Source organism: Lysinibacillus sp. GW823-FHT02G10, assembly GCF_058797135.1.
In genome coordinates this window covers 1-13,019 of record NZ_JBXAJI010000014.1, presented here as the reverse complement: position 1 = coordinate 13,019, position 13,019 = coordinate 1, and the positions used below count along the sequence as shown (strand labels likewise).

The 13,019-nt window shown below is 37.7% G+C and carries 12 protein-coding genes; 3 read left to right on the top strand and 9 right to left on the bottom strand.

What is annotated here, in order from left to right; all coding sequences use genetic code 11:
* Nucleotides 1–15: 15 nt before the first annotated feature.
* A complete protein-coding gene (locus AC1RFD_RS21705; protein WP_048395935.1) occupies nt 16–729 on the bottom strand; it encodes a glycosyltransferase family 2 protein in 714 nt (237 codons plus the stop codon).
* 238 nt (nt 730–967) lie between these two features.
* Here AC1RFD_RS21705 and AC1RFD_RS21700 point away from each other — a divergent pair, with 238 nt between their 5' ends.
* Nucleotides 968–2,884, top strand: coding sequence for an SEL1-like repeat protein (locus AC1RFD_RS21700; protein ID WP_492475253.1), 1,917 nt, complete (start codon nt 968–970; stop codon nt 2,882–2,884).
* A gap of 44 nt (nt 2,885–2,928) precedes the next feature.
* Here the strand turns inward: AC1RFD_RS21700 and AC1RFD_RS21695 are convergent, their stop codons facing one another.
* From AC1RFD_RS21695 to AC1RFD_RS21670, 6 genes are all read right to left on the bottom strand, one after another.
* Nucleotides 2,929–3,336, bottom strand: a complete 408-nt coding sequence (locus AC1RFD_RS21695; RefSeq protein WP_048395933.1) for a hypothetical protein — start codon at nt 3,334–3,336, stop codon at nt 2,929–2,931.
* 73 nt (nt 3,337–3,409) lie between these two features.
* Nucleotides 3,410–4,783 (bottom strand): HAMP domain-containing sensor histidine kinase, encoded by a 1,374-nt coding sequence (locus AC1RFD_RS21690; RefSeq protein ID WP_326141356.1) that lies wholly within the window; start codon nt 4,781–4,783, stop codon nt 3,410–3,412.
* Complete coding sequence (locus tag AC1RFD_RS21685; protein WP_326141355.1) at nt 4,780–5,451, bottom strand: response regulator transcription factor; 672 nt, start codon at nt 5,449–5,451, stop codon at nt 4,780–4,782. The genes AC1RFD_RS21690 and AC1RFD_RS21685 overlap by 4 nt, the downstream gene beginning before the upstream one ends.
* 73 nt (nt 5,452–5,524) lie before the next feature.
* On the bottom strand, nt 5,525–6,622 hold the full coding sequence (locus tag AC1RFD_RS21680) for a DUF1648 domain-containing protein (RefSeq protein WP_492475252.1): 1,098 nt from the start codon (nt 6,620–6,622) through the stop codon (nt 5,525–5,527).
* Nucleotides 6,623–6,626: 4 nt separating this feature from the next.
* Nucleotides 6,627–7,022: a GntR family transcriptional regulator gene (locus AC1RFD_RS21675; protein ID WP_269897518.1), complete on the bottom strand. Its 396-nt coding sequence runs from the start codon at nt 7,020–7,022 to the stop codon at nt 6,627–6,629.
* Between the two features lie 72 nt (nt 7,023–7,094).
* Nucleotides 7,095–7,988 carry a LysR family transcriptional regulator gene (locus tag AC1RFD_RS21670; protein ID WP_490762225.1) on the bottom strand — a complete coding sequence of 298 codons (894 nt, stop codon included), beginning with the start codon at nt 7,986–7,988 and terminating at the stop codon, nt 7,095–7,097.
* A gap of 129 nt (nt 7,989–8,117) precedes the next feature.
* On the opposite strand from AC1RFD_RS21670, the gene AC1RFD_RS21665 reads away from it, so the two are divergent.
* Nucleotides 8,118–8,783, top strand: a complete 666-nt coding sequence (locus AC1RFD_RS21665; RefSeq protein ID WP_269897519.1) for an O-methyltransferase — start codon at nt 8,118–8,120, stop codon at nt 8,781–8,783.
* Nucleotides 8,784–9,057: 274 nt separating this feature from the next.
* Here the strand turns inward: AC1RFD_RS21665 and aceB are convergent, their stop codons facing one another.
* Both aceB and aceA read right to left on the bottom strand, forming a co-directional pair.
* Complete coding sequence (aceB, locus tag AC1RFD_RS21660) at nt 9,058–10,656, bottom strand: malate synthase A (RefSeq protein ID WP_048395937.1); 1,599 nt, start codon at nt 10,654–10,656, stop codon at nt 9,058–9,060.
* Between the two features lie 112 nt (nt 10,657–10,768).
* Nucleotides 10,769–12,052 (bottom strand): isocitrate lyase, encoded by a 1,284-nt coding sequence (gene aceA / locus AC1RFD_RS21655; protein ID WP_492475251.1) that lies wholly within the window; start codon nt 12,050–12,052, stop codon nt 10,769–10,771.
* 214 nt (nt 12,053–12,266) lie between these two features.
* Here aceA and AC1RFD_RS21650 point away from each other — a divergent pair, with 214 nt between their 5' ends.
* Nucleotides 12,267–12,938, top strand: a complete 672-nt coding sequence (locus AC1RFD_RS21650; RefSeq protein ID WP_257962188.1) for a LytTR family DNA-binding domain-containing protein — start codon at nt 12,267–12,269, stop codon at nt 12,936–12,938.
* Nucleotides 12,939–13,019 lie beyond the last annotated feature (81 nt).

Genomic DNA, 13,019 nt, shown 5'->3' with positions numbered 1-13,019 from the left:
ATTTTAAATTTAAACCTAGCCATTACTATTCCTTGGCTTTAGATAATTTATGAGCATTCTCGTAATAATGGTACCAGCGTTTGTTATTTCATCGTACTGAATTATTGAATTCTTCTTTATACGTAATTGCCCAATTTCAACTTCGAAAACTGGACACTTTCTTTTAAGTGCAGCAACTAACATGTTTGTATCATAATCATAGCGTTCACCTTTTACTTTCATTAACCAAGGCAACTCATTGATGGAAATATAACGTAAACCTGTTTGTGTATCCATTAATTTCTTATGATACAGTATCTCGAAAAATAAGCTTGTTGCACGATTTCCCCAGTAAGAAAGAAATGTACTATCAGTTGAACGAAAGTTACGTACACCTAGCACAATCCCTTCAGAAAACACCTTTGTCATCGTTAAAACAAGCTTCACATCTTGTAAAGTATGTTGCCCATGGGCCCCAACTGTAAGGATACCATGGCACCTCGCTTGTTGTTCTCGTATATATGCAAAGGCGGTCTTAAGTGCGCCACCCTTACCAATATTGCAATCATGCTGTAGTACTTGGCAGCGTTCAATTTTATCTAGGTTTTCAAAAATATCTTTATATTTTTGATCACTCCCATCATTGACAATGATGATTTGTGTAATAGTCGTTGCTAACAATTGATGTACATAGGTAATGAGTGATTGTTGTGGATTATATGCTGGTATAATAGCTGCAATATTTTTCATTTCGATCCCCCACCTAAAGGCTGACAGGTTCTCCGTAGCTACGAATCTCCCTTATATCAAATAGTATCATGTAACAGCAACAATTCAACTGATGAATCCCATTAAAACATATCAATAATATCGATTTTTCTCCGATATATGAACAAAGAGATGAAGAGGCGCTTTGTAAAAAGGTTGAATAAGAAATTGCTTGCAACGACGCCAAGGTAATTAACTGAAAGAGGTGAGTACTTTCGTCATGCATTATGAAAATCTTGAAGAACAATGTCAAAAATTAAGACAGCTGTCCTTCACAATATTAGCTAAAAATTTACAGGATGCTAGTTTGCTCGCCATTTCAACCCCAGCAGAATCCTTACAGAAGTCACTTCTTGTATTAGAGGAAATTTTATATGAGATTTACCGATTGGAAATGCATACCGAACCTAAACTCAAAAATGTCCGAATGCTATTAAATAATCGAAGTTTTGTGGCGCAAATTCATCCTCGTCGGATTTATTTATTGATGAATCTAATTCATAAAATGACAAGCCATACTAGTAATGACATTGTAGAAGCCAAAGCAGCTAAAATTGTTTTAGATTATCTTAGCGATATTGTTGAATGGTTTATGAAGCGCTATGATCGTAGTTTCAAATCGAACCACATGTCTTCTCATGTCACAGAACTTCCTTCAATATTTGATAAAAATATACTTCAGCATGAGCAGTCTCAAGAGGCTTACGAACATGCTGTCAAATGGTTTGAAGTAGCTGCCCAGAACGGAGATGCAAGTGCTCAATATAACTTAGGTGCTCTTTACAATCATGGTCGAGGGGTAGAAAGGGACTATCGGCTTGCAAAAATGTGGTATGAACGAGCTGCCGCACAAAATGACGCAAATGCTCACTATAGCCTCGGTGTACTTTATCATCTAGGCCAAGGTGTTATACAGGATTATCTAGAGGCTGCACGACATTACCAAATAGCTGCTGATTTAGAGAATGCTGACGCTCAATACAATTTAGGTGTACTCTATAATCAAGGCTTAGGCCTATCTCAAAATTTTAACGAAGCTGCCAAGTGGTATACCTTAGCAGCCAATCAAGGTAATACAAGTGCCCAAAACAATCTAGGCTTCCTTTATCATAATGGCACGGGTGTGGAGCAAAGCTATGATAAAGCCGTTGCTTATTTCAAAATGGCTGCCTTAACTGGAGATGCAAGTGCTCAATACAATCTCGGCTATATGCATCTAAAAGGGCGTGGTATTCCCCAAAACCAAGAAGAAGCGGCAAAATGGTTTCATATGGCTGCTTTACAGGACCATGTGAACGCAGAGTTTCAACTGGCCATGCTCTATAATACTGGGCAAGGAATGATAGAAGATCATATAGAAGCTTTAAAATGGTTCAAGCTAGCGGCACATAAAGGACATTTAAATGCTCAATACTGTCTTGGCCTGCTGTATGAAAAAGAACAGAATCTTGTGTCAGCAGAAAAGTGGCTACTGCTAGCTGCTGACCATGGCCATATCAGCGCTGGCTTCGAGCTAGGACGTCTATATGTATATCAGCTTCAAGATCCAGCCAAAGCAATGTCATATTTTAGGTCTGCGGCAGAAAAAGGCTATGCAGATGCTCAGTATGAGCTTGGCCTATTACTGACATCTGGAAATGGTGTTCCTATAAATTATAAGGAGGCCGTGATATGGTGGCGAGCAGCAACTGATCAATCACATATTCAAGCTGAATATCAATTAGGTCTACTATATGAACAGGGATTAGGGGTAGCCTTAAATCTTGAAGAGGCGCGCAGATGTTATCGCCTAGCAGCCATTCAAGGCCATGCAGGTGCGCAGTATCAACTAGGCAATATATTTGATAAAGGTAAAGGGGTAGAGCAGGATTACACAGAGGCAGCTAAATGGATTGAACAGGCTGCGTCACAAGGACATATGAAAGCACAATACCAATTAGCCCAAATGCACATTCATGGACAGGGCGTACCAAAGGACTTTGCAAAGGCAGCCCAGCTTTATCGACTATCTGCTAATCAAGGACATCAAAAAGCCCAATTCCAGCTTGGTATGCTATACAAAAAAGGGCATGGTGTTGCACAAGACTATCAAGAGGCGACAAGATGGCTGAAAAAGTCACTTGAAGAAATTAAATAAATATTTTAAAACCTACCGCATCACGAATGACACGGTAGGTTTTATTAAAGACTGCTATTATCCTTTTGTTGTTGAATCATAAATGTTACAACAATAAATAAAGCAAAGCTAATTAATAGTGTAGTTCCTCCTACAATAAAGAAGACTAATGTAAAAGTGCTACCAAAATTAAATGGATTTATATTGTAAAACCACATGCCTAACGTTAAGCCCAGAACACCCACAATAGCTGTCCAACCATGAATGGTTACTAATTTTTGTGATTTCACTTTGAAGGCTCTATAAAAAATACCCCAGGCAAACATACTAAGCCAGCCGACCAGTAAAATATGTGCATGTATCGGTCTATATTCATAGCTACCTGATCCCGACATATGTGAACCTAAATATGTGCCGATTAAAGCAAAGATTGCCGCTAATCGAATAAGACGTATGCTCCACTTTTGTTCCATACGATAACTCCCCCTAGTTGTGTTTCAACTAAGTAGCAGTTTATCGTGTGAACATGAACTTTATATGAACTCCTTATGACAAAATTGGTAGATGGATATAAACCTTTGTGCCCGCATGCATCGTACTTTGCATCTGTATGGTCCCTCCATGTAGCTCAACAATTTGTTTGACAATCGCTAAGCCTAGCCCTGTCCCTTGCTTGGTTCTAGACGCATCGGCGCGATAAAAACGGTCATATGCTTTTGCTAATTGATCCTCAGTCATTCCTATCCCACTGTCCTCAACAAGAATTTCAAGTGAGGCAGATCTTTTTTGTAAATGTAGATGTATTTGCCCACCCTCTACATTATATTTAATGGCATTTGTCAGTAAATTATCCCATACATTTTGTAAAAGCCCTGCATCGCCATCAAAAATAATTTGCTCAAGCTTATATGATATTTGAAGCTGTGACTCTTCCATTTGCCAACGATACTTTCGTACGGTTTCCTTTAACTGTTCATCTAAACGATAAGACTCTCGTTTTACAATTCTTGTCGATTGGTCAAGGGAAGTTAATAATAATAACTGTTTGGTTAATGTAGATAGGCGTTTTGTTTCTAGCTCTATGATTGCTGCATATTCCTGTCTTTCCTGTTCAGTAAGGGAAGGATTTTTCAGTAAATCTACATACCCTTGAATATTTAATAAAGGCGACTGAAAATCATGTGATACATTACTAATAAATTCCTTCCGTGTACGATCATTTTCCTGTAATCTCTCGGTCATCCTATTAAAGCTTGATGCTAATTGACCAATTTCATCTGCACGATCAATATCTAGAACTGTATCAAATTTTTCATGTGCTAGCTGTTGAGTGGCTGCTGTTAACTTCGTAATGGGGCGAATTAATGCTTTAGCAAATAGTAGCATGGCAAGAAGACTCAGTACTGTCATAACCAACATTAATCCTGCGAGTATTGTATGCACCTCAGAAAACAATAAACGAATATCTGGTCTTATGAATAGTGCATAGGACTTGCTTTCATAGGTAAATGGCACACCAATTGTATTATTCAGTTCGTTAGCAAAAAATCCTGTTACAAAGGTTTCTTTAGGAAAATCTCGCATACCATGATAGGTTTCCCCATTTAAAACATGCTCCACAACAGATGTTGACAATGTTTTATCACGATATGGACCGCCAAAAAAATGCCCCTCCTCACCAGTTGTCACATATATTTGATAGCCGATTTCACCCAAGGTTGTTAGATAGCTATTTAAATCTTCTGGTTTGTTTGTCTCAATATAATGCACAATATCCTGTGCTATGCTAACATTTTTCGCATCATTTTTTTCTTTTACAACTTGATGGTAATAGGTATTCGTTACCAAAAAGCCCATACATAAGCTTCCGATCATTACTAGCATTGTTGTTACAACAAATTTACTATATAACGTTTTCATGTTGTTTCCTCTAGCTTATAGCCAACACCTCTTACTGTTGTAATTTCAACAGCCGTGTCATATCGGTTTAATCTTTCACGAATCCGCTTCACATGCGTATTTAACGTTTGCTCATCTCCATCATAGTCATAGCCCCATACTTGTTCCATAATATAGCTGCGAGTAAATACTTGATGGGGGCGTGATGCTAACAAAGCCAGTAATTCAAATTCCTTTAAAGGTAATATAAGGGTATTTTCCCCTATTACAACCTCAAAGCTTCGTCGGTCAATTACTAGTTTACCTACTTGAATAGTTACTTGATTTTTTTTATCAAATCTCCTCAAAATTGCAGCTATACGAAATAATAATTCCTTTGGTTCAAAGGGCTTTACAACATAATCGTCAGATCCTGCTAAAAAGCCACGTTCTTTATCCTCTAGCTCACCTTTTGCTGTTAATAATAAAACAGGAATATCATAATCTTGAGTTAAATACTCTGTTAGTGTAAAACCATCAATTCCTGGCATCATCACATCGACAACAGCTAAATCAGGCAGATTCCCTTCGAGTAAGGCTAGTGCCTGCTTTGCATTTTCAGCAAGTAGCACTTGGTAGCCTTCCTTTGTAAGATAAATATTGACTAGCTGTAAAATATGAACGTCATCATCGACAACAAGGATCTTCATCTGCCCACCTCCAGTTAATAAGAAAAAATCCGATCATATAGAACGAATTTTTTCATCACAAATTACTATTATTTTATAACGAAAATATAGAAATCAACAGCAATAAGACAAAAGGTAAACCAATCACAATATAGCCTCTAGGATTGGCAAGGTTCATGGTCCATCCTACCCCGAAGCGTTTCTCCACAAAAACGGATGGGTCTTGTCGATTCATATAAATTAAGCCGCCCTTCCAATAACGATCCTCATCCACGTCCATTACCTGGGAATCTATATTTGCTTCATAGCGTACTTTATGTTTATACTTTTTCACCACATATATCAGTAATGAACCCAGCAAAACAACTAAGAACAAAATAAATACTGGTAATAGCTTATAGCCTACTGTCATAGAAGGATAGATGTTGCTTAATTGTAAAATTGTTAATAAAGCTGTTAATGCAGAACTTATCAGTAGTATTTGCCAACTCATGTATTTTCGTGTTTTTAGCTGATCCTCCAACGACTCCTCTTTGCGATTTACAGCTAATTTAATTGCAGAACGTTTAATGGAGTCGGTAATTCCCCACATCATACATTGCATCATTAGCATTACCAGTGGCAGTGAAATAGCCGTAAAATAGGTCTTGTTTCTCCATGCATCCGCTTCACCACTCGGCCCCCAATGTACTGCTATATCATTTGGCATGAGATCGTAATGAAAGTATGTGTAAATCATCAAAAATACGGATATTCCTAATGGTACAGCAAAAAAAGACCAAGGAAGCATTTCATCACGACTTCTTGCAGTTAAATCCACTGCCCGTACTTGTTTAATATTTACACCCCACTGCTCTTGTTTTTTCAACTTCGATACCTTTTGATGATTTATCCAATACAACGCCATACTTACTGTAAGCATACTAAACAAACAGCTTAATAAAACAATACTTTGAATAGCTTCAGAAGGAGCAAATTGATTGTAACTTATAATCATGATGATTAGAAAAACTATCCCTGTTCCCCCTACGAACTGCACATACTGTTTTTTCAACTGAGCTAAGATGGGATGCTTAATAATTTGATCAGGCACTGTGACTCCAAAAACGATAGTCTCTCTTACAATATAGGGAACGACTATTTGCAAAGCTAATGTCATGATGTAAATGGTTATAAAAACGCCAAGTAGCATTTTGCTACACTCCCTCTGCTGGAATTTGCAAATCAGCAAATACTTTTTTCATCATGTGCTCAATTTGGTCAGCTGTTGCGCCGAGCACCATTCCTTCTGCCACAACAGGTTTTAAATTCTTTTCGATTTGTCGTAGTTGCTCAGGTGATAAAGCTCTCTCCTCTGCTGAACTTATAATAGCTCCAGATTTTGGCCGAATGGTAATAATCCCTTTCGCCTCTAATTCATGATAACTCTTATTAACAGTATGCATATTAACACCTAAATCGGCAGCTAAACTCCGCACAGACGGCAAAGTATCACCTGGCTTCATTTCTCCTCTAGCAATTCCTTCGATAATTTGACGTGTTACCTGCTCATAAATAGGTACGTCTGATTGAAATTCTATTTGAATAAACATGTTTATCAGCTCCACATTTGTTATACAACTAATATAACAAATTTCTCTCCACCTTGCATGAGATTCAAATGTTTAAATGGGGGAATTTTTTATGGTTTCAATAAACCTTTGCACAAGTAAATTCTGCTTCTCATTATTCCTTGTACAAATTGCAATTTTATGTTTAATGGCATGTATATCCTTCACATAAACTCTCGCCAATTGCCCACTCTCTACATACTCTCTAACCGCAAGAGAAGAAATAAAATTTGCACCATAGCCTGCCATGACTGAGCGAATGGTTTCATGAATACCATTAAATTGGAGTGCGATATTTGGTGGTCTCACTTGGTATGTTTGACATAATGAGAAAAGATGCTCCCTCATCGAACTACCTACTTCTCTCATAATAAAAGGCTCCTGAAACATTTCAACTAATGTAATAGATTGATGTGCATAGCGATGATTTGGCGATACTACAAACCATAATTCATCCTCATATAATTCCTCCCACTCTATTTCCTTAGGTCTTTCAGACATTCCCCCACCGTAAATAGCCATATCCGCTTTATAGTTTATTAACTGTTCAAAGGCATCCTTTGTGTTGGTTGTTGTAATCATTAAATTCGCCTGTTCATTAGCAGCCTTGAAAGTAGCCGCCCATTTAGGAATTAAAAAATTAGCAGGTAAGAAAGTTGCAACAATGTGTAAATTCCCAGTTCTTGCAAGTCGATAATCTTCTATAAATGTTTCAATATGTTGCTCAAGAGCAATAAGATTTTGAGCTTTTTCTGCTAGTGTCACACCGAATTCAGTAAGTACTACACCACGTCCCTGTTGTTGAAATAGCTGGACTCCAATTTCATGTTCAAAACGTTTGATTTGACTTGAAACTGCAGGTTGACTTATGCATAGCATTTCTGCAGCTTTTGTAAAACTGCCTGTAACCGCAACTTGATAAAACAATTTTATGCCATGACTATTCATGATTTAACCTCAATTCATAATCTTTAGTTATGTATTAATAATAATAATATATTTTTATTATGATTCATTCTATCATACACTTGATTGGCAAGCTTGCACTTTAAAGCATAATGAAATGAGGACTGTATAATGACAGAATTAAATGTTTGGCAATACGTAGATGACTATTTCATGACTAAGCTCCTTTCAGAAAACGAACATCTTAATACTGCACTACAGGCTAATAAAGCTGCAGGTATTCCAGAGATTGATGTATCTCCTACTCAAGGGAGACTATTATATTTACTCGCAAAAATGAAAAGTGCGGTAAATATTTTAGAGATCGGCACACTTGGAGGCTATAGCAGTATTTGTTTAGCCCAAGCTCTTCCTCAGGCAGGAAAAGTTGTGACATTAGAAATTAATGAAGAGTACGCCAAAGTTGCCAAGCAAAATATAGCGAATGCAGGGTATGGACCAAAGGTTGAGGTCATTGTAGGAAATGCCCTAGATACATTACCAAACTTAAAAAACGCTGGACTATTATTTGACTTTATCTTTATTGATGCTGATAAACCTAATAACCCCGCTTACTTGAAGTGGGCTTTAAAATTAGCAAAATCTGGCGCTCTTATCATTGCAGATAATGTTGTACGTAATGGTGAGGTAACTAATGAAAATAGTGAGGATGAACGTGTTAGAGGCGTACAAGAATTTATAGATTTAGTAAAAGCAAACCCAAGAATTGAAGCAACGGCTATACAAACAGTGGGTGTCAAAGGGTATGACGGCTTTGTACTAGCCGTAGTAAATTAGCATAGAAAAACCGCGTAACTAAAAAAGTAGTTACGCGGATGTACTATATAAAAGATGCCTTACTGCTCCCCATCTAAGCTAGTAAGACATCTTTACCCCTTAAAATCTCTTAACTTTTATTTATAGACCCCTTTTAATTCAATCGTGCTCATCTCTCTAAACGGGGGAACAGACCCCGTCACGTTATGTTAGTGGAATAGGCTGGATTGTACTCGAGTGCAATCCTTAGATAGTTATTAGGAAAGTTTGATATGTTGGATAGTAGACTTGTATTTTACGCTAATTTTTCATACCCTGGAAGTGTCAAGAATTCCGCAAATTCATCTTGTTCAATTAAGGATTTAAACAGTTCAGCAGCTTCTTCATAGCGACCACTGTTATAAGCTTGTTCCCCAACAGCCTCTTTAATTTTCACAAGTTCTTCTTCCAATATTTCTAAAACAAATGCTAGTGTAATACCACGTCCATCATCTAAGATTCCTTTCGGATGACGGATCCATTGCCATACTTGTGTACGAGAGATTTCTGCTGTTGCAGCATCCTCCATCAAGTTATTAATTGGTGCAGCTCCGTTACCTCGAAGCCATGAAGCAATATATTGTACACCAACACTACAGTTAATACGTAGACCTTCAATTGTTATTGTTCCTTCTGGTACAGCTACTAAATCTTCGGCAGATACTTGTACATCCTCACGCTTTTTATGAATTTGGTTAGGCGTTGTCATAATAGCATCAAATTGCTCCATCGCTGTTGCAACCATACCAGGATGTGCTACCCATGTACCGTCATGCCCCTCTGTTGCCTCACGACGTTTATCTTCTGCCACCTTTGCAAATGCCACTGCATTGGCCTCATCGTCATTTTTAACTGGAATTTGAGCTGCCATTCCGCCCATTGCTGGTGCATTTCGCTTGTGACATGTTTGAATACATAAAGATGTATAGGCTTTCATAAAAGGTACTGTCATCGTTACTTGCCCACGGTCTGGCAAAATAACATCAGCTTGATTGCGTAGACGCTTAATATAGCTGAAAATATAATCCCAACGACCGCAATTCAAACCAGCTGAATGTTCACGTAGCTCATATAAAATTTCATCCATCTCAAACGCAGCTAAAATCGTTTCGATTAATACAGTAGCTTTTATTGTCCCCTGTGGAATACCAATATAATCTTGAGCAAACACAAAGACATCATTCCATAGTCGAGCCTCTAAATGACTTTCAAGTTTTGGTAGATAGAAATATGGCCCTGTACCTTGTGCAAGTGCGTTTTTGGCATTGTGGAATAGATATAAACCGAAATCAAAGAAACTGCCAGAAATCGGCTCTCCATCCACCAGGACATGCTTCTCAAGCAAGTGTAGACCTCGTGGACGAACTAACAGCACTGCTGTCTCATCATTTAATTTATATGTTTTACCATTGGATTCTTGTGTAAACTCAATCGTCTTATTAATAGCATCACGCATATTAATTTGACCGCCAATCATATTTTCCCATGTCGGAGAAGATGCGTCTTCAAAGCATGCCATGAACATTTTTGCTCCAGAATTTAACGCATTAATAACCATTTTCCGATCAACTGGCCCTGTAATTTCAACACGGCGATCTTGTAAGTCGTTTGGAAGTGGTGCGATTACCCAATCACCTTCCCGAATATGCTTTGTCTCTGGTAGGAAATCCAGCTTCTCTCCCGCATCAAGTCGTTTTTGGCGTTCTTGTCGAGCCTCCAACAGCTCCTTGCGACGAGCATCAAATTTTTCGTGCAGAGCAAGAACAAATTCAAGAGCTTCAGGTGTCAAAATTTCATTAGTTTGCTCATTTTGTTCTCCAACAATTTTAAGCTTACCTGTCGTTGCTTGTTCCATTAGCTGTTTACCCACCTTTGCCATTTTAGTTTCGTCATCCCCCGCTTTAGGAGGAGCGGAGGAGACTATTCTATGATTATGAATTTAGGAAAACACGTATTTAAATTACGACTTATACAAACTGTTCCGTTTCAGTAGAACCTGCCATTGCTGTTGTAGAAGAAGTACCACCAGAGATAACTTGAGAGATTTCATCAAAGTATCCAGTACCTACTTCGCGTTGGTGACGTGTAGCTGTATAGCCTTTAGACTCAGAAGCAAATTCTGCTTGTTGTAGCTTAGAATATGCAGCCATACCATTATCTTTATAGTCATGAGCAAGCTCAAACATAGAGTGGTTAAGTGCATGGAAACCTGCTAAAGTAACGAATTGGAATTTGTAACCCAACTTACCAAGTTCACGTTGATACTCTGCAATTTCTTCTTCTGAAAGATTTGCCTTCCAGTTGAATGAAGGTGAGCAGTTGTATGCAAGCATTTTACCTGGGAACTCAGCATGAATAGCTTCAGCAAATTCTCTAGCTTCTTCAAGTGATGGTTTAGAAGTTTCACACCAAATTAAATCTGCATATGGAGCGTAAGCTAAACCACGAGCAATTGCTTGTTTGATTCCAGCTTTTGTACGGAAGAAGCCTTCAGGTGTGCGTTCACCAGTGATGAATTCTGCATCACGTGGATCAATATCTGATGTAACCATATCAGCAGCATCAGCATCTGTACGTGCAATTAAAATTGTATCTACACCCATAACATCTGTTGCTAAACGTGCAGCTACTAAGTTACGAACAGCATTTTGTGTTGGAAGTAATACTTTACCTCCAAGGTGTCCACATTTCTTTTCAGATGCTAATTGATCTTCTAAGTGAATACCCGCTGCTCCTGCTTCAATCATACCTTTTACAAGCTCGAATACGTTTAGAGGCCCACCAAAACCTGCTTCTGCGTCTGCTACGATTGGCGCGAACCAATCAAATTGATCAACACGTCCTTCAGCATGATCAATTTGATCTGCACGTTGAAGCGCTTGATTAATTCGTTTTACTACTGCTGGTACAGAGTTAGCTGGATATAATGATTGGTCAGGATACATTTGACCAGACAGGTTTGCATCAGCAGCTACTTGCCAGCCTGATAGATAGATAGCCTTTAATCCAGCTTTTACTTGTTGTACTGCCTGATTCCCCGTTAATGCCCCCAATGCATTGATAAACGGTTCCTCATGTAATGAATTCCAAAGTCGAGTAGCACCTTTTTGTGCTAGTGTTTGTTCAATTACTACTGTCCCCTGTAATTTAACAACTTCTTCAGCTGAATATGTGCGTTCAATACCAGCCCAACGTGGGTTTTCAGCCCATTGTTTTTCTAAAGCTTCGATTCTTTCTTGACGAGTTGACATATTGAAATTCCACCTTCCCCTTTGTGTACAATATACTCTGTTAAAAAACTTTTAATTATCTGTTCCATAACAGGTTTATTTGTTGTAAATTAATATATAACAGACTATTTGAATTTTCATTATTTTTCGATAAAAGATCAAATTTTAAGGATAAAACTACCTTTTTTGACGATGAAATTTGGAAGACTGTTTACAAACAAGGGGGATATTCACAATGAACAATGAGTTAAATTCTTTCGTAAAAGATATTTCACAACAATATATTTTTATGTTGAAAGACTGGATACCTGCTGATTCATCCATTGCTATTGCTGTTGAAAATGCTTATGTTTATTTTCACTCTGGTCACCAAAGTATTCATTTAGAGATAGGTCAACAAGTATTACCTGGGAGTATTGCCGACCAAGTGTTACAGACTCAAAAAAAAACAGATGCTATTTTAGATAATTCCCTTTTCGATACGCCATATTATGGCATTGGTTATCCCATATACATTCAAAATAAGCCTGCTGCTCTCGTCATTGTCCTACCGTCATCATTTACAGCAAAAAGAGCAGAACCATTTCAATTTTTAACTGGAAAGCAAGAGGAGGAATGGAATCCTGTAGCAATTAATAAAATATCTCATATTGAAAGCCTACAGAAAAAAACATGGTTTTATGTAGAGGGGGATCAGTATAAAACAAGTATTACACTTAAAGAACTTCAATTACGATTACCATCATATTTTATTCGTATCCATAGATCTTACATTGTAAATATACATTTCATAAAAAAAATGGCACGTGATTTAACGTCAAATTTTATTGTCACTTTAATTGATGGAAGTGAGTTACCAGTAAGTCAATCTTACCTAAATGATCTTCGGAGTGCTCTTGAGTTTTAGTATATACGGCTGTCCTTTTCCATGGACAGCCTACTTTGAGACAACAAAAAAGACCAGAGAATTTATTCTCTGATCTTTCTT